Source organism: Emcibacter nanhaiensis, assembly GCF_006385175.1.
Lineage (GTDB): Bacteria > Pseudomonadota > Alphaproteobacteria > Sphingomonadales > Emcibacteraceae > Emcibacter > Emcibacter nanhaiensis.
In genome coordinates, this window is sequence record NZ_VFIY01000005.1 from 255,941 (window position 1) to 277,727 (window position 21,787).

The window sequence follows — 21,787 nt, forward strand, 5'->3', positions numbered from 1 at the left end:
AGGAGAAACTTAAATGTCCTATAAAGTCGCTGTCGTAGGTGCGACAGGTAATGTCGGCCGGGAGATGCTCAATATTCTGCATGAGCGCCAGTTCCCGGTTTCTGAAGTGGTCCCGCTGGCGTCACGCCGGTCCATTGGCCAGGAAGTGACATTCGGGGACACCACCATTAAGACCAAATGTCTGGATGACTATGATTTCTCCGACACGGATATCGCCCTGATGTCTGCCGGTGGAAGTGTTTCCAAGGCCTTTGGCGAAAAAATCGGCCAGCAGGGCTGTGTCGTGATCGACAACAGCTCCCATTTCCGTATGGACCCGGATGTGCCGCTGGTGGTGCCGGAAGTCAATGCGGACGCCATTGCCGGCTATACCAAGAAAAACATCATCGCCAACCCCAACTGCTCCACGGCCCAGCTGATGGTGGCCCTGAAGCCGTTGCATGACCGCGCCAAAATCAAACGCGTGGTGGTCTCCACTTACCAGTCCGTATCCGGCAGCGGCAAGGCGGCCATGGATGAACTGTGGAGCCAGACCCGGGCGATCTTTGTCAATGACCCGATCGAACCGGAAGTCTATCCCAAGCAGATCGCCTTCAACGTGATCCCGCATATCGATGTATTCATGGACAACGGCGATACCAAGGAAGAATGGAAAATGGTTGTCGAAACCATGAAAATCCTGGATCCGGACATCAAGCTCACCGCCACCTGCGTGCGGGTGCCGGTGTTCCTGGGCCACAGTGAGTCCGTGAACATTGAATTCGAAAATCCGCTCAGCGCCGACGAGGCCCGCGAAATCCTGCGTACGGCCCCCGGCCTGATGGTGGTCGACAAGCGCGAGGACGGCGGCTATATCACCCCGATCGAAGCGGCCGGTGAATTCGCCACCTATGTCAGCCGGATCCGCGAGGACGAGACTCAGCCCAACACGCTGAATCTGTGGTGCGTGGCTGACAACCTGCTGAAAGGCGCGGCGCTGAACGCGGTGCAGATCGCGGAAAGCCTCTGCAATAACTATCTCAAGAAAGCATAATGTAAGGCAAATATACGCTTTCCTGAAATTTTATGCTGGAAGAGGACGAGTGAAATTTCACTCGTCCTTTTTTTTATACAATCCGTCGTTTTTTGGTTCTGGGCGGTAGCATAGCCTGCTAGGGTCGGTCGATTAAAATTCATCGCATATGACTCTTTGTATTTTGACCAGGGGACGTAACGAACATGACCATAAAAAGAACCAGCCTACGGAAGACATTTGTTATCGGCGTCATCGGCTCGCTGATGACTGCTGCCTCCGCCTTTGCCATGGAGAAGGCGCCGGAAAATATTGACGATTTCTTCGCCCAGTATTTCGACGAAGCCATCATGGAAACGCCGGAGGGCCTGACCTATACCCGCTATATGGAAACCCAGGGCAAGCCCTGGCGCCATGACAAACTGGACGATGTGTCCCAGGCCCATCGGGACAAGATGTTCAAGACGGAGATGGAAAATTTTGAACTTCTGAAGTCCTATGATGACAGCACACTGACCGATGCCCAGGAACTGTCCAAGGAGCTTCTGGCCTGGGATATGGCGCGCACCAAGCGGCTGCATAAATATGACGATTACGGTTATATCCAGGCCCAGAACGGCGGCCCGCTGATCGACTTCCCCAATTTCCTGAGCAACTTCCATGCGGTCAACAGCAAGGCTGACGCCGAGGATTATATCGCCCGCCTGAAGGCGGCCGGTCATCAGTTCGACCAGTATCTGGTCCGCATCAAGGCTCAGGCTGCCAAAGGCATCATCCTGCCCAAGCCGCTGATGGAGAAAGTCATTGAAATCGGTGATGCCGCTGTCGCCACGCCGGTGGAAGAGGACCTGCTCTATGTCACTTTCGCCGCCAAGCTGGACGGGCTCAAAGACCTGAGTGACGCGGACAAGGCCGCCCTGCTGGCCCAGGCGAAGGACGCCATCGCCGGTACCGTGCACCCGGCGTACAAGAAAATGACCGATTATCACAAGGAGCTGATCAAGAAGGCGACCAATGACGCCGGGGTGTGGAAATTCCCCGATGGCGACAATTATTACAAAGCCATGGTCGCCAGCATGACCACCACCGACATGACGCCCGAGCAGATCCACAACATCGGCCTTGCCGAAGTGGACCGCATCCAGGGCGAGATCATGAAGATCTTCAAGAGTGAAGGCTATGACACCTCCAAAGGTTTCGAGACCCTGATCCAGGACCTCGCCGAGGAAGACCGTTTTTATTATTCCGACGATGACGCGGGCCGGGCCCAGATCCTGGAAGATTACCGCAAGATCATCGCCGAGGTGAATGCGCGGGTTCAGGATGTCTTCAACGTGAAGCCGAAGATGGGCGTGGAAGTGCGCCGGGTACCGGAATTCAGCGAGAAATCCGCCCCGGGCGCCTATTATACCGATCCGGCGCTGGACGGCTCCCGTCCCGGCATTTTCTGGGCCAACCTGTATGACATCAAGGCCACTCCGAAATACGGCATGCGCACCCTCGCCTATCACGAAGCAGTGCCGGGCCATCACTTCCAGATCGCCATCGCCCAGGAACTGAAGGACGTGCCGCTGTTCCGCAAGTATATGTTCTTCACCGCTTACGTTGAGGGCTGGGCCCTGTATGCCGAGCGGGTGGCCAAGGAACTTGGTCTGCAGGAAGATCCCTACAGCGACATCGGTCGCCTGCAGGCGGAACTGTTCCGCGCCGTGCGCCTGGTGGTGGATACCGGCATGCACTACAAGCACTGGACCCGTGAACAGGCCATCGACTATATGTATAAGAACACCGGGCAGGCGATGTCCGATGTGGTCTCCGAGATCGAGCGCTATATGGTCTGGCCGGGTCAGGCGCTGGCCTACAAGGTCGGCATGCTGAAAATCCTGGAACTGCGCCAGAAGGCCATGGACGCCCTCGGCGACAAGTTCGACATCGGCAAGTTCCATGACGTGGTCCTGACCAGTGGCGCCCTGCCGCTGTCCGTTCTGGAAGAACTGGTCGACGACTATATCGCAGAAAACAAAGGCTGAAAAAGCTGACAGAGACGGGCACCCTTGCGGGTGCCCGTTTTTTCTTATGGAGGAATAAAGGAGCACAAAATGAGAAAATTTTTACTGACCGGTACCACGGCCCTGACCCTGGTACTGGCGGCCTGCAGCCCCGCCAGCGAGGAAAAAGCGGCGGCAAAGGCGCCGACCGCCGAAGACGCCAAGGCCTTTATCGCCGAGGTGGAAAAGGAATATAACGACTATTATCCCTATGCGGCCCGCACCTACTGGATCCAGGCCAACTTCGTGACCGTGGACAGCAATGCGCTGGTCGCCAAGGTCAGCGCCGAAGGCACCGCCATGGCGGTGAAGTTTGCCAACGAGGCCAAAAAGTTCAACGATGTGGAGGTGGATTTCGACACCCGGCGCAAGCTTGAACTGCTGAAACAGGGCATCACCCTGCCGGCCCCGACCGATGAAGCCGAGAACAAGGAACTGGCCGAGCTCACCTCGGAGCTGGACGCCATGTATGCCACCGGCAAGGACCCCAAGGGCCGCAACGACCGGGAGCTGATCAAGCTGATGGCGGAAAGCCGCAATCCCGACGAACTGCTGGAGGCCTGGGAAGGCTGGCGCACCGTCTCCCCGCCGATGAAGGAAAAATACGCCCGCATGGTGGAGATCGCCAACGAGGGCGCCCGCGAGCTCGGCTACAAGGATGTGGGCGCCATGTGGCGCGCCGGCTATGACATGCCGGCGGACGAGTTCCGGGCCGAAGCCGACCGCCTGTGGGAACAGGTCAAGCCGCTCTATACCTCGCTGCATTGTTATGTGCGCGCCAAGCTCGGTGACAAATACGGCACCGACAAAGTGCCCCAGGACGGCGCCATTCCGGCCCACCTGCTCGGCAATATGTGGGCCCAGCAGTGGGGCAACATTTATGACCTGGTCAAGCCGGGTGACAGTGATATCGGTTACGATTTGACCGCCCGCCTCAAGGCCAAGGACTATGACGAAGTGCAGATGGTCAAGACCGGGGAGAATTTCTTCTCTTCCCTCGGCTTTGCGCCGCTGCCGGAAACTTTCTGGGAACGCTCTCTGATCAAGAAGCCGCGCGACCGGGAAGTGCAGTGCCACGCCAGCGCCTGGAGCATCGACAACAAGGATGATATCCGCATCAAGATGTGTACCCAGATCACGGCCGATGATTTCGAAACCATCCATCACGAACTGGGCCACAACTATTACCAGCGGGCCTATAACGATCTCAGCATCCTGTATCAGAGCGGCGCTAATGACGGCTTCCATGAAGCCATCGGCGATACCATCGCGCTCAGCATCACTCCGGCCTACCTGAAACAGATCGGCCTGATTGACGAGGTGCCGTCCGCTGAGGGCGACATCGGCCTGCTGATGAGCCGGGCCCTGGACAAGGTGGCGTTCCTGCCGTTCGGCCTGATGGTCGACCAGTGGCGCTGGAAGGTGTTCAACGGCGAACTGACGCCCGACACCTACAACAGCGGCTGGTGGGAACTGCGTGAAAAATACCAGGGTGTGAAAGCACCGGTCGACCGTGCCGCCGATGCCTTTGACCCGGGCGCCAAATACCATATCCCGGGCAACACGCCTTATATGCGCTATTTCCTCGCCCATATCCTGCAGTTCCAGTTCCACAAGGCCGCCTGCGAGATGGCTGGCTTCAAGGGGCCGCTGCATCGCTGCACCATCTATGACAACAAGGAAGTGGGCGAGAAATTCAACGCCATGCTGGAAATGGGCCAGAGCAGGCCCTGGCAGGAGGCCCTTCAGGCCTTTACCGGTGAAAGCGAAATGGATGCCAGCGCCGTGCTGGAATATTTCGCCCCGCTGCAGAAGTGGCTGGACGAACAGAACGAAGGCCGCAGCTGCGGCTGGTAACAGAAGAAGTCAGGCAGAGATTGAAAAGCAGGCCTTCGGGCCTGCTTTTTTATGTGGCGGAATTGATAATCACTCTGCCGATCCAGTTTTTCCGCCGCCGCGCCAGCCGGTCGCCGCTGTCTTCGTCGTCAAAATCATGGGGCGCTTCCGGGGCAGGCACCCGGTCTGCTTCATCCAGGCTGTTGGTGTTGATGATGCCAAAGAATTGCCCCTCTGTCTCGCACAGGACAAAGGGCGCTACCCCGCAGCGGGCGCAGAAGATGAAATCGGCAGTTTTCTGGCCGAAGCGATAGCGGCCCACCTGGTCTTCGTCTGCATAGGTGATGCGCAACTCGCCGGACGGGTCGGCCACATAACGGGCCCGTTGTTTTGTACAGTAAGTACAGCCGCATTGGCGCACGGCGAACTCCGTGACCGGTTTTGACGTCACGAAGTCATAGTCGATATTGCCGCAGTGGCAGCGGCCGTGATGAGCGTAGGAGGTCATAATACGAGCTTACCAGATTGAAAAGAAAAGCCCTGGCGGGCTTTCCTGAATGGTTGTTTTTGAATTTCTACTTCCGGAAATCCACCCCGCTTTCGGCAGCCAGCCAGGTGAACATGGTATAGATCGCCGTGTTGAACTTCATGGCCTCCGGGTCCACCTTGTCAAAGGTGTCGTTGTCGGTATGGTGATAGTCGAAATAGAGGCTGCCGTCCGGGGCGAACTCGACCGCCGGCATGCCGGCCTCGCCCAGCAGGCTCAGGTCAGAATCCCCCTTGGCGTCATTGGCCGCATTAAGCGACACGCCCATCGGCGCGAACAGCTCGGCCATTTCCCGGATCGCATTGAGGGCCTGCGGGCCGACACCCGGCTTCATGTCATAGATGCGGCCGACCCCGAAATCCCATTCGGCACCGATCACATGATGGTCCAGCTCGGCCCGGTTCTTTTCCAGATATTGCTTGACGCCGACCAGGCCTACTTCCTCGGCCCCGAACAGCACCACCCTGATGGAGCGTTTTGGCCGCTGCGGCAGGTCGAGGATATGCTTGGCGGCGGCCATGGTGATGGTCACGCCGATGCCGTCATCGACGGCGCCGGTGCCCACGTCCCAGCTGTCCAGGTGCGAACCGAGGATGACATAATCTTCCGGGGTTTCCCGGCCGGTCACTTCGCCGATCACGTTGGCGGTCTTGACCACTTTCTTGTCATGGCGTTTGGAGGATTGTTTCAGCTTGAAGGTGACTGGCTGGCCGCGGCGGATCATGTTGGACAGGATATCGGCATCGGGATTGGACAGGGCGGCGGCGGGAATGCCGGCTACACCCTTGTCTTCCCGCTGACCGCCGGTATGGGCCAGGCGGTTGTTGTCGGTGCCCACCGAACGCATGATATAGCCGACGGCGCCTTTCTGTTCAGCAGTCAGAGCGCCGTAGCCGCGGGCGATCACCGCCGGGCCGTAGCCTGAGCCGTCAATTTTCCGTTCCATGCGGTAGGAGACATAAGCGATCTTGCCCTTCAGGCTGCCTTCCGGCGCGGCCTCCAAGGCGGCGAAATTCTCGAATTCCACCACTTCCGCTTCAATGCCTTTTTTCGGCGTGCCGACGGACCCGCCAAGGGCGATGGCCGTCATTCTCTGCGGATAGGGGCCGGTTACTTCGGCTTCGATCTCGCCGCGCTCCCAATAGACATGGGTAACCTCTTCGGTCCAGACTTTATCGAAGCCCAGCGCCTTCATCTTGGCCACTGCCCATTTGATACCCAGCCGGTCGCCCGGGGTGCCGACCCGGCGCGGCCCCACTTCGGTGCTCAGCGATTCGTCCAGTTCATAGGCGAGACCGGCCTCCATCGCCGTGTCTTTCAGCTCCAGGGCGGTGGCCTTCATCTCTGCGCTGAAAATGGTTGGCGTCTCGGCGGATTCCTCGGCCAGGACAGTTTGACTGAACAGGCTGCCGGTGACGGCCAGGACGGCAAATGTGCCGGATAGTTTATTCAATAACATCTTTATATCCCCGATGGTTTTTCGTTTGTTGGTGGGCAAGTCTGTCGCAGATGGCACCAGCTTTCAACCCAAATCGTCGCCATAAAAATGAATAAGCCGCATACGTCTGGCAAAAGAATATTTTGCGGTGCAACATCTTGCATTGCACCAAAAAAATGTTTATAAGCAAATTTCAAAAGAAAAAAGGTTTGTGAAATAAAATAACAAAAATTCACGCCATTCCAGTAGAAGTTACAGCATTTATGAGGGAAATTATGTCAAACCAGTCCAAATCCAATCAAGCGCGGCCCAGAAGAAGCGTTCTCTATATGCCGGGCTCCAACCCCCGGGCCCTGGAAAAGGCCAAGGGACTTGCCGCTGACAGCCTGATCCTGGATCTGGAGGATGCGGTGGCGGTAGATGCCAAGAGCGAGGCCCGCAGGCTGGTGGCCGAGGCCATCAAGGCCGGCGGCTACGGCAAGCGGGAACTGATTATCCGGGTTAACGGCCTGGATACCCCCTGGGGCCGTGACGATATCAAGGCCGCTTCTGAGGCCGGGCCGGATGCGATCCTGCTGCCTAAGGTGGAAAGCGCCGCCATGGTCAAGGAAGCCGAGGACCTGCTGGTGGAAAATGGCGCGCCCAAGACCACGACGCTGTGGTGCATGATGGAAACGCCGCGCGGCATCCTCCGGGCCGAGGAAATCGCCGACAGCAGTCTGCGCCTTGGTGGCTTTGTCATGGGCACCAATGACCTGGTCAAGGATCTTCAGGCCCGCCACACGCCGATGCGGCTGCCGATCCTCACCAGCCTGTCCATGTGCGTGCTGGCGGCCCGGGCGGCCGGTATTGCCGTGATTGACGGCACCTTTACCGACCTCAATGATGACGAGGGCCTTGTCGCCTCCTGCCAGCAGGGCGTGGAGCTCGGCTTTGACGGCAAGACCCTGCTGCATCCCAAGCAACTCGCCGCCGCCAACGAGGCCTTTGCCCCGAGCGCTGCCGAAGTGGAGCATGCCCATGCCATTATTGCCGCCTTTGAAGCGGCCGAAGCCGAAGGCAAGGGCGTGGCTCTGCTGGACGGCAAGCTGGTGGAAAACCTGCATGTGGAAGTGGCGAAAAGCCTGATCGCCCAGGCCGAAATGATCAAGGAACTGGAGGCCTGAGAAATGGAGAAAACCTTCACTTCAAAAACTTCTGGGGGCAATTATTTCGAGGACTTCACCATCGGCCAGGTCCTTACCCATGCCACGCCGCGCACGGTGACCGAGGGCGATGTGGCGCTTTATACCGCACTCTATGGCCCGCGCTTTGCGCTGCAGTCCTCCGACGAATTCGCCCGCGCCTGCGGTTATCCCCGCGCTCCACTCGACGACATGCTGACCTTCCATATGGTGTTCGGCAAGACCGTGCCGGATATCTCCATCAATGCGGTGGCCAACCTGGGTTATGCCGACTGTAAATTCCTCAAGCCGGTTTTTCCCGGCGATACCCTGAGTGCGGTCAGTGAAGTGATCGGCCTCAAGCAGAATTCCAGCGGCAAGAACGGCAATGTCTTTGTCCGCACCACCGGCACCAATCAGCATGGCGACGTGGTGCTGTCCTATGTGCGCTGGGTCATGGTCAACAAGAAGGGTCCGGCCAGCCCGGCCCCGGACACGGTGATCCCGGAGCTGCCGGAGGCGGTCGCGGCCGATGATCTGGTGGTGCCGCAGGGGCTTGACTTCAGCACATATGACAGCACCCTTGCGGGCTCGGACTATTACTGGGACGACTATGAGGTGGGGGAAAAGATCAATCATGTGGACGCCATGACCGTGGAGGCGGCCGACCATATGATGGCGACCCGGCTCTATCAGAATACCGCCAAGGTCCATTTCAACCTGCATATGATGAAGGACGGCAGGCTTGGCGAGCGCATCGTTTACGGCGGCCATGTCATCAGTCTCGCCCGGGGCTTAAGCTATAACGGCCTCGGCAATGCGCCACTGATTGCCGCCATTAATGCCGGACGTCACGTCAATCCCTGCATCGCCGGGGATACGGTCTATGCCTGGACCGAGGTGCTGGACAAGGCGGAGCTTGCCGGCGAAGATCACGTGGGCGCGCTCCGGGTGCGCCTGGTGGCGACCAAGGACCATGAGCCGGCGGACCATGCCTATAAGGATGCGGACGGCAAATATCTGCCTTCAGTGTTACTCGACCTCGACCTGTGGCTGCTGCTGCCGCGACGTTAGACGCGAGGCCTTTTCGAGATTCTCCTCGTCCCGGAAACTGTCCGGCCCAAGCAGCAGCAGGCAGGCGGCAATGCCCGCCAGCAGCCCGATCCAGCTGTCAAAATAGACCAGCATGAAGGCGGTCATCAGGGCCACTCCCCGCTCCTGGCTGGTGCGCGGCAGGGCCATGGCGATATAGGCGCAGGCGAAGCCGGTCAGGATCAGGGTCAGGATCAGGGCGATATTCAGGAACGGCTTCAGGAGCGTGATCAGCGGCAGGATCATCAGAAAGAACGGGATGGCGTAGAGATAATAGGCAGCCAGGCCGCTGAACAGCGACTGCATTTTCTCCGGCCCTTCGCGCCAGCGCTCCACAATCAGCACATGGATGCCGGTCCACAGCACGCCCTGGGTGGGGAAAAAGGGGGCGGAAATCCCCATCAATCCGTTGCGCAAGGCGACCATCAGGTGCGAACGATTAACGTTGATGTCGATGGGGTCGTCCGGCCGGTCCTCCTGCGCCTTCTGCAGCACGGTAATGCCGGTCAGCAGGTCGCCGAACAGGATGGTATAGGTCATCAGCGTTATCGGCAGGGCGGCGACATACATCTCGAAGTCCGGCCAGCCGATGGAAAAGGGCGAGGCCTTGGCCCAGACATCCCCCAGCGGCGGCAGGAAAATTCCCCACTGGATATCAAGATGCAGTTCCCCGAGCCAGAGGCCGACCACGCCGGCGATGAAAAAGCCGGGCAGCAGGCCGAGGCTGGACAGCAGCGCCAGACCGGGGATTTTGCCCTTGAGGCGCTGGAACGGCAGGGAGAAGGTGATCAGCAGGCAGACCGCGATGGCGAGGCCGCTGGCCCAGGGCCGTTCCGCAAAATGGCTGGGATCGTCAATGAAGACCCGTTTGAAGGCGGCCAGCGCCGCGCCCAGAATGATGCCGGATTTGAGCGCCCGGGGAATATGGTTGATCAGTTTCTTGCCGAGCCCGGTCGCCCCCAGCAGGAACATCAGCAGGGCAAATTCAATACTCAAGGCGGACATGACCTGGAAGCGCTCCGTCGGCGTTTCATAGCCGGCGAGGACAAAGGCCAGCACCAGTGGCAGGGCCGGGGTGATCCAGCCCGGCGCATAGGGCTCGCCCAGGAACAATATGCTGGAGGCGATAAAAAACGACAGGATCATGCAGAAGGCGACCCCTTCCTCGAAACTCAGGCCGAAATAGGCAATGAGCAGGGGGACAATGGCGAGGCCGGTGGACAGGGCAACGACAACACCCTGGATAAATTCCGGCCATTCGATGCGCATATGAACAAGGGGCAGGCGAATATGCAAAAAGCCCCAGCGGCTGACGCGAGGTTCACTAGACATGGCTTCCCTATATGTTGTTTGCTTTTCCAGCTTATGTTGTTCCCCGGATTAGAACAGCAAACGAACGTTTGGTCAAGCAACACCGCACTAGCAGGCAGGCGGTGGGGAGCGGTCAGGGAGGTGGGCTCTGACTGCGGGCCGATTAAAATAGCGGCTGACCCTGGCCACAAAATCGCCTAGGATAAGTGCTGGAATGGAAGTGACAATATTCTGACGGCTGTCCTTGGGGGATTTTATGGAACGCTTTTCTTTCACGCGCCTTTTTGCACAATTTCTTTCGGCTTTACTCGCCGGGACGATGCTGTTGGTCCCGGCGGCGCAAAGCGCCGAGGACTTCAAGCCCTTCCGGCCCCATATCATCGACGGTGGTGACGATCCGGTCTGCCAGGTGGCGTTGAAGTATTACCAGCGGGTGTTTGACAGTCCCAATGGCGCAATGGGGAATGAGATTGAAGGGCCGGGGGTGAGTTATCCGCCTCTGGAAGAATTCTCCGCCAAATATGGTTCCTATCAGCTTCAGTCAATCAGATACGGCTCCATTTCCCTAGAGGGGAAGGAACGGTATCTGATTTATTACGATAGGCCTCTTTATGGAAATGGTTATCGTTTCCATACCGGTTTTTTGACCAGTGCAGATCAATTTGCAGATTTGAAAAAGATATTGGAAGATAACTTAAAGAGTGGGACGCCAAGAGGTGTTGAGGATCTAGAAAATAGATCCGGGGTTTCAATTATATATCCAGTTCGTCCCCCACAACGACGTCCATGGAAGTCAACCGAACAGAGCTACCCGTTTCTATATAATGGTAAACTCTACATAGTTGTGGAGACCGTGCAGCGGGGAACAACCTTCAAAAATCGATCGAAAAATATTTTTAGGGTTAGTCCTGATGGAGAAGCCTCCAACGTCTGCTTAATTGAGTTGATGCAACCGTTCGAAGATACCAATGCCAAGAATGAACTGTCTTTTTTCTCCGCCTATCATAAAACGGTTAGGGAGATGACGAGGGTTAAAGATTCCATTTGTATCCAGAGCCACACGTCTCCGGACCAACGTGCTGCAAAGAGGGGAAAGTTGCTCACCGCGATGATGGTGTCCAGGCCCTGGGCGCTTAACAAAAGATGGGAGGCAATGGGGCGGACCGAAGGGGGATTTCGCGAAGGCTTCCAGAAAAAACATTTCTCCGACTGGAAATATCAGGATGTCTGGAGTTATCGGGAAGCCGGTGTATTGGACTCCGCCAGGCGGGACGCCAAGAGGGAACTCACTAGGTATTATAAGAAATATTTCGATATGAGCGATGAAGAGGCTGCTCAATTGGCCGATGATGCGGTCGAGGGATTGCCAGGCGGCTATTATTCCCTGGGCGTCTACTATGAACAAAACAAGGACTTTGATGCCTTGAAGGGGTTGATTGATGGCACGTTTTCTGACTGGTCGGCGCTAGGGGACCTGCTTACGCTAAAGCGTCAGAAGAAAATTCCGGAATATCTTCTTCTTATGGTCGATGTCCCACAACAGATCGGCAACCTGCCTGACGCCTTGAAGGCTGATACCATCATAAATTACTTTGACAAGGATTTGTTGATGTATGCCGCCCACATGAACAACTACGACGCGGTGAAGTATCTCCTCGCTATTGATTGGCCATTGGAGCGCGTCACTAGATTTGAACAATATCGCAGAGGGAATTTTGTCGGGGGGTGCCATTACATCAACAGGACCAACCGCAGCGCCCTGACCTATGCGGCGGAGAATGCCTCGATCGAGCTGATCAAGCTGCTGGTCGAGGCCGGCATGGACACGGAGATCCACGACAGCCAGGGCAATTCGCTCGACTATTATATCAACCTCAATCCCCGCTTTAGTGCCGAGGACAAGGCGCTCGGCTTCAACGGCCTGCTCGCAAAATATGCTGAAGCGGAGCCGGTGACGCCATCCTTTGCTTGCGGCGGCAAACTCAGTCGGCTGGAAAGCGCCATTTGCAGCAAGCCCGGTCTTGCCATTTACGACCGGGAGCTGAGCCGGGCTTACGGCAAACTGCGCGGGCGCGATGATATCGGCGCGCAGATGAAGAAAAGCCAGGTCGACTGGATCGGCTGGCGCACCCGGGAATGCCGCAGGTACAAAGAAGATTTCCAGCTCAACGCCTGTATCGCCCGCACCACCCGGGCCCGAATTCGATATCTGGACTATGTATCTGAAGCTTTTGATTCCATGTGAGATATAACCAATAATACAGACCTGTCTGTTTAAAAAATGCCATGTTACCGGCCGGTTAAGGCTCAAATTCGGGGAAAAATGCAGGAAATTCTAAGAACAGTTCTCATCTAGGCAGTTACCCCCTTGCTCTCGGGCCGTGAAATGACTAAGACAGTTTCAGGGTGTATTGAGGGGACGGGAGGCGTCCCCCCTCATAAGACATAAAGGAGTAGTAGATGGCTCGGGTTCAACGACCGACTTCGCCGCATCTGCAAGTCTATGCATGGGGCCTGCACATGGTCCTTTCCATTCTTCATCGCGCCACCGGCGCCGCGCTCGGGGCTGGTACCCTGCTGCTGGTCTGGTGGCTCGTGGCCCTGGCCTCGGGTCCCGAAGCCTATGACCAGTTTATTGTGTGCATGGGCAGCCTTATCGGCCGGATCATCCTGTTTGGTTTTACCTGGGCGTTGATGTTGCACCTGTGCAACGGCATCCGCCATCTGTTCTGGGACCTGGGCAAGGGCTTCGAACTTTCGACCACTGCCAAGTCCAATTATCTTGTTCTCATCTGTTCCGTAATCCTGACCCTGCTGGCCTGGGTCGTCGGTTACGGCATGATTTAGGAGGTCGACATGAGCTTGCGCACGCCTCTTGGTAAAGTTCGCGGACTTGGTTCCGCCAAAAACGGCACCCACCACTGGTGGATGCAGAAAGTCACCGCCGTCGCTCTGGTGCCGCTGACCGTCTGGTTCGTCGCCAGCCTGGCCCAACTGACCCAGGCGCCCTATGAAGTGGCCCTCAACTGGCTGTCTTCGCCGATCCCGGCGATCCTGATGGTCCTGTTTGTGACCACCGGCCTTTATCACCTCAAGCTCGGCCTGCAGGTGATCGTTGAGGATTATGTCCACGGCGAATTCACCAAGACCGTGGTCCAGATGCTGATCACTTTCGGCTGTGTCGTGCTGGCGGTGGCCGCGGTCTTCTCCATTCTTAAAGTTGCGATCTAGGTCAGGAGCATAACAAATGACAACAGCATACGAACTGACAGATCACGTCTATGACGCCATTGTGATCGGCGCCGGCGGCTCCGGCCTGCGCGCCGCCATGGGCATCGCTGAAAGCGGCCTCAAGACCGCCTGTATTTCCAAAGTATTCCCGACCCGGTCTCATACCGTGGCCGCCCAGGGCGGTATTGCCGCTTCGCTCGGCAACATGGGCCCGGACACCTGGCAGTGGCATATGTATGACACCGTCAAGGGTTCCGACTGGCTCGGCGACCAGGACGCTATTGAATATATGGTGCGCCAGGCGCCGGAAGCAGTCTATGAGCTCGAGCATTTCGGCGTGCCCTTCTCCCGTACCGAGGAAGGCAAGATTTACCAGCGCCCGTTCGGCGGCATGACCACCGAATTCGGCGAAGGCCCGCCGGCCCAGCGCACCTGCGCTGCCGCCGACCGGACCGGTCACGCCATGCTGCACAGCCTGTACCAGCAGTCGCTGAAATATGACACCGACTTTTTTGTCGAATATTTCGCCATCGACCTGATCATGGTGGACGGCGAATGCCGCGGCGTGATCTGCCTCGACATGAACACCGGTACCCTGCACCGCTTCAAGGCGCACATGACCGTGCTGGCCACCGGCGGCTACAACCGCACCTATTTCTCCGCCACCTCGGCCCATACCTGTACCGGTGACGGCGGCGGCATGGTGCAGCGCGCCGGCCTGCCGCTGCAGGACCTGGAATTCGTGCAGTTCCACCCGACCGGGATTTACGGCGCCGGCGTCCTGATTACCGAGGGCGCGCGCGGCGAAGGCGGTTACCTGGTGAACTCCGAAGGCGAGCGTTTCATGGAACGTTATGCGCCGTCCGCCAAGGACCTGGCCAGCCGCGATGTGGTCAGCCGGGCCATGTCGGTGGAGATTTCCGAAGGCCGCGGCGTCGGCGAACACAAGGACCATATCTTCCTGCACCTTGATCACCTGGATCCGGCGATCCTGGCGGAACGCCTGCCGGGCATTTCCGAAAGCGCCCGCATCTTCGCCGGTGTCGACGTAACCAAGCAGCCGATTCCGGTGGTGCCGACCGCTCACTATAATATGGGTGGCATCGGCTGTAACTATCATGGCGAGGTGTTGAACCCGACTGCTGGTGATCCGGACCGGATCGTACCCGGCCTGATGGCCGTGGGTGAGGCCGCCTGTGTCTCCGTGCACGGCGCCAACCGTCTCGGCTCCAACAGCCTGATCGACCTGGTGGTGTTCGGCCGTGCCGCAGCGCACCGCGTGGCGGAAGTGGTCAAGCCGAATACGGCCCACAAGCCGCTGCCGAATGACAATGCCGACCTGGCGCTTGGCCGTCTCGACAAATATCGCAATGCCAACGGCAGCCATACCACAGCCCAGATCCGCGACAAGATGCAGCGGACCATGCAGGCCGACTGCGCTGTGTTCCGTGAGCAGGGCAAACTGGATGCCGGCAAGAAAGCGATCGACGAGATCTACGCCATGTTGGCGGATGTCAAAACCTTCGACCGCTCGCTGGTCTGGAACAGTGACCTGATCGAAACGCTGGAGCTTGAGAACCTGCTGCAGCATGCGGTCACCACCATGCATTGTGCGGCCAACCGCACCGAAAGCCGTGGCGCCCACGCCCGGGAAGACTTCCCGGACCGCAATGACGAGGAATGGATGAAACATACCTCCGCCTGGCTGGAAGACGGCAAGATCCGTATCGAATATCGTCCGGTTCACGACTATACCCTGACCGACGAAATCGATTATATCAAACCCAAAGCCCGCGTGTATTAAGGAGTAGAGAAAATGGCTGAATTCAAACTTCCCAAAAACTCCCGCTATACCAAGGGTAAAACCTGGAAAGCCGAAGCCGGCGCCACCAACATCAAGCGCTTCAACATCTATCGCTGGAACGAGGATGACGGGGAAAATCCGCGCATCGACACCTATGAGGTGGATATCGACAAATGCGGTCCGATGGTGCTGGACGCCCTGATCAAGATCAAGAACGAGATTGATCCGACCCTGACTTTCCGCCGCTCCTGCCGCGAGGGCGTGTGCGGCTCCTGCGCCATGAACATCGGCGGTATGAACACGCTGGCCTGTACCAAGGATATTGCGGACTTCAAGGGTGATATCAATATCTACCCGCTGCCGCATATGGATGTGGTCAAGGATCTGGTACCGGACCTGACCAACTTCTATGCCCAGTATGCCTCCATCAAGCCGTGGATGCAGACCCAGACCCCGGCCCCGTCCGGCAAGGAACGTCTGCAGAGCCGCGACGACCGCGCCAAGCTGGATGGTCTGTATGAATGTATCCTGTGCGCCAGTTGCTCCACCAGCTGCCCGAGCTACTGGTGGAACTCGGACCGCTACCTCGGTCCGGCCGTGCTGCTGCAGGCCTACCGCTGGCTGGTGGACAGCCGTGATGAAAATACCGGCGAGCGTCTTGATGCGCTGGAAGACCCCTTCCGCCTCTATCGCTGCCACACCATCATGAACTGTGCCAACACCTGCCCGAAAGGCCTCAACCCGGCCAAGGCCATCGCCGAAATCAAGAAGATGATGGTCGAGCGCCAGGGTTAAATTTTGGGTTAGGCGATATAAATTCCAAACGACAAAAGCCGGGACAATGCCCGGCTTTTCAATTTGTCTCACATCTGGTGCGAACTATCAGTCGATGAATTCCTTGAGCAGCATGATATCGCCGATGATAAAACCATGCCGGGGGGGATGATGTTTTTCGACGATGCGCAGGGCGTCTTCCTCGGATTCCGCTTCCACTTCCAGATACCGCAGATCACCCCACGCTTTGTCATAGTTGGGGTGCTTCTTGCCTTCAGCATAGGCTTGCCGCACGGCTTCGTTATAGATGGCAACTTCATATCGGTTCACGGGATCGGCCTCTTATCGGTCTCAATAAACCTATTGTACAGCGAATAGTAAAAACCTGGTTAACAGCAACCTGATTGTCACTGATTTACAGCCAATATATGGAATATACAACTATTTATGTTGTTCGGAGCCGGATCTTTCAGGTCTTGGCCGGCGTCAGGCCACGGATTCTGCAGCGTCGCCGAGGACGAAGCCCATTTTTTCCGGATGCTTGCGGCGGCAGATTTCCATGGCTTCGCCGGCGGTATGGGCGCGAATTTCGATCAGGTGCATATCGGCCCAGCTGTCTTCCAGGGTATTGTGGGAGCGCCCGGCCCGGACGATTTCACGGACTTCCTCATTGTAGACAGGGATTTCAAATATTTTCTTCATTGTTCTTCCATTCCCTTTATTGTACTGCTTTGTTTACTCGTGCGTATGTGACATTTATTCGTACTTTAAAATATAGCGTATGTATAAACGGTTAAAATTTTAATTAAATTCCAAAATCACCTGGCCAGCTTTCCAACCATGACCGACGCTTCCCGCCATTCCGCTCCCTCCTCCGGCCCGCTGGCCCGCTATTACCGGCGGCGCGCCGCCGGCGAATTGCGGGAGGATCCGGTCCAGGAGCAGGTGATGGTCCGGCTGCAAAAACTGCACGAGGCGCTCAAGGGCTATGAAGAGCAGTTTGCGCCGTCAGCGAGGAACAATGGCAGGCTGTTCTCCCGCTTGCTCAGCCGCGGCAAAAAGCCGGACTTCCCGACCGGCTTTTATATATATGGCGATGTGGGCCGCGGGAAATCCATGATCATGGACCTGTTCTTCGAAGAAGCCCCCGTGAACGCCAAACGCCGGGTGCATTTCCATGCCTTCATGCTGGAGATCCATGCCGCCATCCATGAATGGCGCTATATGCCGGCCGCGGACCGGATTGCCAGATGGGGCACCGACAAGGATGACCCGATCCCGCCGCTGGCGAAAAAGGTGGCGCGGGAAAGCCGCCTGTTGTGCTTTGACGAATTCCAGGTGACCGATGTTACCGACGCCATGATTCTGGGCCGGCTGTTCGGGGAACTGATCAGGCTCGGGGTGGTGATCGTCCTGACCAGCAACCGGGTGCCGGATGATCTCTATATCGGCGGCCTGAACCGGGAACTGTTCCTGCCCACCATCGCCATGCTCAAGGACAAGATGAATGTCATCGCCCTCGACGGTCCCACCGATTACCGCCTGGAGCGCATGAAAGGCATGCCCACCTATTACCATCCGCTGGGCGAGGAGGCGACCCAGGCCCTGTCCGAAGCCTTCTGGCGCCTGACTGACCATGATGTGGCGGACCGCTCCAAGGTCGGGCCGGAAGTCCTGGACGTAAAGGGCCGCAAGCTGACGATCCCGGTGGCGGACCGGGGGGTGGCCGTGGTGTCGTTCAAGAAAATGTGCGGCGCGGCGCTGGGCGCGGCAGACTATCTGCAGATTGCCTGGCACTATCATACGGTAATTATGGTCGGCATTCCCAAACTTGGGCCCCATAATCGCGACGAAGCCAAGCGGTTTATCACCTTCATCGATGCGCTCTATGAAAATAATGTAAAGTTCCTCTGTTGCGCCGAGGTGCCGCCGGAGGAGCTGTATGAGGAAGGGCATGGCCATTTCGAGTTCCAGCGCACCGTTTCCCGGCTGATGGAAATGCAGAGTCAGGAATATCTGGCTAAGGGGCATGCGGTTTAACCGTAAAATTCACACATCAAAACAGACAGGTCTGTATATTTTTTTGCAGTTTAGACTAAAATCGTACCTGATTTGCCTCAGAGTCGGGCGAAAGCGGTCTGATTTTATGAATAAAAGGTAAATATTCTCTGCCTGCAACCCTTGGATTTCCTTGAAAAAATCGGTATTTTGGGAAAATATGCCAAATATTGCCCGCCAGGGGGGCAAAAAGTCGGAAAATCTTGCGCAGGCGTGCAAATCGCGTTACATGCGAAGAGGAAAAAATGCACAAGCATGTGACCGGTAAACATAAACCGGACAAACCTAATCAATTTAATTCAGGAGATAGATCAACATGGCACGTAAAAAGATTGCGCTTATCGGCGGCGGTCAGATCGGTGGCACCCTTGCCCATCTGGCAGCTCTCAAGGAACTGGGGGATGTGGTTATTTTCGACATCGCCGAAGGCCTGCCCCAGGGTAAAGCCCTGGATCTGGCCCAGTCCGGCCCGGTCGAAGGATATGATGCGAAGATGACCGGCACCCAGGATTATGCCGATATCAAGGACGCCGATGTCGTGATTGTGACGGCCGGTGTCCCGCGCAAGCCGGGCATGAGCCGCGACGACCTCCTGGAGATCAACCTGAAAGTGATGAAGTCCGTTGGTGAGGGCATCCGCGACAACGCCCCCAACGCTTTCGTAATCTGCATCACCAACCCGCTGGACGTGATGGTCTGGGCGCTGCAGAAATTCTCCGGCCTGCCGGCCAACAAAGTTGTGGGCATGGCCGGTGTTCTGGACTCCGCCCGCTTCCAGCATTTCCTGGCGGAAGAATTCAATGTTTCCGTCGAAGATGTGAACGCCTTCGTTCTTGGCGGTCACGGCGACACCATGGTGCCGCTGGCCCGCTACTCCACCGTGGCCGGTATTCCGGTGCCGGATCTGGTGGACATGGGCTGGACCACACAGGAGAAACTGGACGCCATCATTCAGCGCACCCGTGACGGCGGTGCTGAAATCGTCGGCCTGCTGAAAACCGGATCCGCTTACTATGCGCCGGCAACTTCCGCCATCGCCATGGCCGACTCCTATCTGAAAGACAAGCGCCGGGTTCTGCCCTGTGCCGCCCAGCTGAATGGCGAATACGGTCTCAGCAACCTCTATGTGGGTGTGCCGGTGATCATCGGTGAGAATGGTGTCGAGAAAATTGTCGAGATCAAATTTGACGAACAGGACAAAGCCGGTTTCGCAAATTCAGTATCTGCCGTTGAGGGCCTGATGGACGCCGTCAAGAAAATCGATCCGTCTCTGGCGTAATCGCGACTGACTGAGAACAGATAAGGGTAAGTATTTGTTTATCCTTATCTGTTAAGACCTAAGCCCTGTTTCTGTCGCTGTCCGACAATGCAGGGTGTTCAACAAGGAAAGCAGTATGAACATTCATGAATATCAAGCGAAAGGCCTGCTGAGCCAGTTCGGGGCGCCCGTCCTGAAGGGCGGCGTGGCCTATACGGCGCAGGAAGCCGAAGCTGTGGCCAAGGAACTCGGCGGCCCGGTCTGGGTGGTCAAGGCCCAGATCCATGCCGGCGGCCGCGGTAAAGGCGGCGGCGTCAAGGTGGTGAAATCCATCGAGGAAGTCAAAAAGGTTGCCGGCGAAATGCTCGGCATGACCTTGGTCACGCACCAGACCGGCCCGGAAGGCAAGGAAGTCCGTCGCGTCTATATCGAAGACGGCTGCGCCATTGCCAACGAACTGTACCTCAGCCTGCTGGTGGATCGCGCCACCGGTCATGTGGCCATCATGGCCTCCACCGAAGGCGGCATGGACATCGAGGAAGTGGCCGCGGCAACGCCTGAAAAAATCATCACCATCAGCATCGACCCGGCGACCGGCCTTTCCGGCTTCCATTGCCGCAAGGTGGCCTACGGTCTCGGCCTCGAAGGCAAAACCGCGTCGGCCTGCGTCAAGGTGATTGCGTCCCTGTATAACGCCTTTGTCGAAAAAGACGCCTCCCTGCTTGAAGTGAACCCGCTGGTGGTGACCGAGGACGGCGACATGGTCGTGCTTGACGCCAAGATGGGCTTCGACGGCAATGCCCTGTTCCGCCACAAGGATGTGGTTGAACTGCGCGATCCCGATGAAGAAGATCCCATGGAGCTGGAAGCTGCCAAGCACGAACTGAACTACATCAAGCTCGACGGCAACATCGGCTGCATGGTGAACGGCGCAGGCCTGGCCATGGCGACCATGGACATCATCAAGCTGAAAGGCGGCGAGCCGGCCAACTTCCTGGATGTGGGCGGTGGCGCCACCAAGGAACGGGTGACTGAGGCCTTCAAGATTATCCTGTCCGACAGCAATGTGGAAGGGATTCTGGTCAACATCTTCGGCGGCATCATGCGCTGTGATGTGATTGCCGATGGTGTGGTTGCCGCAGCCAAGGAAGTTTCCCTCTCCGTGCCGCTGGTGGTGCGTCTCGAGGGGACGAATGTGGATAAAGGCAAGAAGATTCTGGCAGACTCCGGTCTGACCATTCTTTCTGCCGATGATCTGGGTGACGCCGCTGAGAAAGTGGTCAAAGCGGTGAAGGAGGCTTCCTGATGTCAATTCTTGTTAATTCCGAAACAAAAGTAATCTGTCAGGGATTCACCGGTGCCCAGGGCACCTTCCATTCCGAACAGGCCATTGCTTACGGCACAAAAATGGTTGGTGGAGTAACCCCCGGCAAGGGCGGTAATACGCACCTGGACCTGCCGGTGTTCAACACCGTTGCCGATGCGGTTGACGCCACCGGCGCCAACGCCTCCGTGATTTATGTGCCGCCGCCATTTGCGGCCGACGCCATCCTGGAAGCGATCGATGCGGAAGTCGAGCTGGCTGTCTGTATCACCGAAGGTATTCCGGTGCTCGACATGGTCAAGGTCAAACGCGCCCTCGAGGGCTCCAAAACCCGCCTGATCGGCCCGAACTGCCCGGGCATCATTACCCCCGGTGAATGTAAAATTGGCATTATGCCCGGTCACATTCACAAGAAGGGCAATGTGGGCATCGTGTCCCGCTCCGGTACGCTGACCTATGAAGCCGTGGCACAGACCACTGCGGTCAACCTCGGCCAGTCCACCTGTGTGGGCATCGGCGGTGATCCGGTGAACGGTACCAACTTCATCGATGTGCTGGATGGGTTCCTTGGCGATGACCAGACAGAATCCATCATCATGATCGGGGAGATCGGTGGTTCTGCAGAGGAAGAAGCTGCGGAATTCCTGAAAGCCTCGAAGGTCAAGAAGCCGGTTGTCGGCTTTATTGCCGGACGTACAGCGCCTCCGGGTCGAACCATGGGCCATGCCGGCGCTATTGTTTCCGGTGGCAAGGGCGGTGCTGAAGACAAAATCGAAGCCATGAAGAGTGCCGGTATCACGGTGGCGGATTCTCCGTCCGAGCTGGGTACGACTCTGGCAGAAGTTTTGAAATCCTAACGTAACTTTAGACAGGGAGGGTGCGGGAAATCCC

The 21,787-nt window shown here is 57.3% G+C and carries 19 protein-coding genes; 14 read left to right on the forward strand and 5 right to left on the reverse strand.

Going from position 1 to position 21,787, the window contains the following annotated elements; translation table 11 throughout:
• Positions 1-13 precede the first annotated feature (13 nt).
• The 3 genes from FIV46_RS05140 (at position 14) to FIV46_RS05150 (ending at position 4,917) form a co-directional block, all read left to right on the forward strand.
• Positions 14-1,033: an aspartate-semialdehyde dehydrogenase gene (locus FIV46_RS05140; RefSeq protein ID WP_139939077.1), complete on the forward strand. Its 1,020-nt coding sequence runs from the start codon at positions 14-16 to the stop codon at positions 1,031-1,033.
• A gap of 185 nt (positions 1,034-1,218) precedes the next feature.
• Entirely contained in the window at positions 1,219-3,042 is a 1,824-nt protein-coding gene (locus FIV46_RS05145) for a DUF885 domain-containing protein (protein WP_139939079.1), read from the forward strand.
• 69 nt (positions 3,043-3,111) lie between these two features.
• Entirely contained in the window at positions 3,112-4,917 is a 1,806-nt protein-coding gene (locus FIV46_RS05150) for a M2 family metallopeptidase (protein WP_139939081.1), read from the forward strand.
• A gap of 49 nt (positions 4,918-4,966) precedes the next feature.
• On the opposite strand, the gene FIV46_RS05155 is transcribed toward FIV46_RS05150, so the two are convergent.
• On the reverse strand, positions 4,967-5,404 hold the full coding sequence (locus FIV46_RS05155; RefSeq protein ID WP_139939083.1) for a GFA family protein: 438 nt from the start codon (positions 5,402-5,404) through the stop codon (positions 4,967-4,969).
• A 67-nt stretch (positions 5,405-5,471) separates the two neighbouring features.
• Positions 5,472-6,902: a M20/M25/M40 family metallo-hydrolase gene (locus FIV46_RS05160; protein ID WP_139939085.1), complete on the reverse strand. Its 1,431-nt coding sequence runs from the start codon at positions 6,900-6,902 to the stop codon at positions 5,472-5,474.
• A 254-nt stretch (positions 6,903-7,156) separates the two neighbouring features.
• Here FIV46_RS05160 and FIV46_RS05165 point away from each other — a divergent pair, with 254 nt between their 5' ends.
• Both FIV46_RS05165 and FIV46_RS05170 read left to right on the forward strand, forming a co-directional pair.
• Complete coding sequence (locus tag FIV46_RS05165; protein ID WP_139939087.1) at positions 7,157-8,047, forward strand: HpcH/HpaI aldolase/citrate lyase family protein; 891 nt, start codon at positions 7,157-7,159, stop codon at positions 8,045-8,047.
• Positions 8,048-8,050: 3 nt separating this feature from the next.
• Entirely contained in the window at positions 8,051-9,118 is a 1,068-nt protein-coding gene (locus FIV46_RS05170; RefSeq protein ID WP_139939089.1) for a MaoC family dehydratase, read from the forward strand.
• Here FIV46_RS05170 and FIV46_RS05175 read toward each other — a convergent pair.
• Positions 9,077-10,468, reverse strand: coding sequence for a hypothetical protein (locus tag FIV46_RS05175; protein WP_219845896.1), 1,392 nt, complete (start codon positions 10,466-10,468; stop codon positions 9,077-9,079). The two genes, FIV46_RS05170 and FIV46_RS05175, sit on opposite strands and share 42 nt — an antisense overlap.
• 235 nt (positions 10,469-10,703) lie before the next feature.
• Here FIV46_RS05175 and FIV46_RS05180 point away from each other — a divergent pair, with 235 nt between their 5' ends.
• The 5 genes from FIV46_RS05180 (at position 10,704) to FIV46_RS05200 (ending at position 16,277) form a co-directional block, all read left to right on the forward strand.
• The gene (locus tag FIV46_RS05180; protein ID WP_139939091.1) at positions 10,704-12,692 is read left to right on the forward strand and encodes a lysozyme inhibitor LprI family protein; all 1,989 of its coding nucleotides are present in this window, start codon (positions 10,704-10,706) and stop codon (positions 12,690-12,692) included.
• A gap of 215 nt (positions 12,693-12,907) precedes the next feature.
• Positions 12,908-13,294, forward strand: a complete 387-nt coding sequence (sdhC, locus tag FIV46_RS05185) for a succinate dehydrogenase, cytochrome b556 subunit (protein ID WP_139939093.1) — start codon at positions 12,908-12,910, stop codon at positions 13,292-13,294.
• 9 nt (positions 13,295-13,303) lie between these two features.
• Entirely contained in the window at positions 13,304-13,678 is a 375-nt protein-coding gene (gene sdhD / locus FIV46_RS05190; protein WP_139939095.1) for a succinate dehydrogenase, hydrophobic membrane anchor protein, read from the forward strand.
• A gap of 16 nt (positions 13,679-13,694) precedes the next feature.
• Positions 13,695-15,482, forward strand: a complete 1,788-nt coding sequence (gene sdhA, locus FIV46_RS05195) for a succinate dehydrogenase flavoprotein subunit (protein ID WP_139939097.1) — start codon at positions 13,695-13,697, stop codon at positions 15,480-15,482.
• A gap of 12 nt (positions 15,483-15,494) precedes the next feature.
• Entirely contained in the window at positions 15,495-16,277 is a 783-nt protein-coding gene (locus FIV46_RS05200; protein WP_139939099.1) for a succinate dehydrogenase iron-sulfur subunit, read from the forward strand.
• Positions 16,278-16,364: 87 nt separating this feature from the next.
• On the opposite strand, the gene FIV46_RS05205 is transcribed toward FIV46_RS05200, so the two are convergent.
• Both FIV46_RS05205 and FIV46_RS05210 read right to left on the reverse strand, forming a co-directional pair.
• Positions 16,365-16,586: a hypothetical protein gene (locus FIV46_RS05205; protein WP_139939101.1), complete on the reverse strand. Its 222-nt coding sequence runs from the start codon at positions 16,584-16,586 to the stop codon at positions 16,365-16,367.
• Positions 16,587-16,742: 156 nt separating this feature from the next.
• Positions 16,743-16,958 (reverse strand): hypothetical protein, encoded by a 216-nt coding sequence (locus FIV46_RS05210; RefSeq protein ID WP_139939103.1) that lies wholly within the window; start codon positions 16,956-16,958, stop codon positions 16,743-16,745.
• Positions 16,959-17,096: 138 nt separating this feature from the next.
• Here FIV46_RS05210 and zapE point away from each other — a divergent pair, with 138 nt between their 5' ends.
• The 4 genes from zapE (at position 17,097) to sucD (ending at position 21,753) form a co-directional block, all read left to right on the forward strand.
• Complete coding sequence (zapE, locus tag FIV46_RS05215; protein ID WP_139939105.1) at positions 17,097-18,296, forward strand: cell division protein ZapE; 1,200 nt, start codon at positions 17,097-17,099, stop codon at positions 18,294-18,296.
• Positions 18,297-18,630: 334 nt separating this feature from the next.
• Positions 18,631-19,593, forward strand: a complete 963-nt coding sequence (mdh, locus tag FIV46_RS05220; protein WP_139939107.1) for a malate dehydrogenase — start codon at positions 18,631-18,633, stop codon at positions 19,591-19,593.
• Between the two features lie 115 nt (positions 19,594-19,708).
• Positions 19,709-20,878: an ADP-forming succinate--CoA ligase subunit beta gene (gene sucC, locus FIV46_RS05225; RefSeq protein ID WP_139939109.1), complete on the forward strand. Its 1,170-nt coding sequence runs from the start codon at positions 19,709-19,711 to the stop codon at positions 20,876-20,878.
• Positions 20,878-21,753 (forward strand): succinate--CoA ligase subunit alpha, encoded by an 876-nt coding sequence (gene sucD / locus FIV46_RS05230; protein ID WP_139939111.1) that lies wholly within the window; start codon positions 20,878-20,880, stop codon positions 21,751-21,753. Before sucC ends, sucD begins: the two co-directional genes overlap by 1 nt.
• The last annotated feature ends 34 nt before the right edge of the window (positions 21,754-21,787 follow it).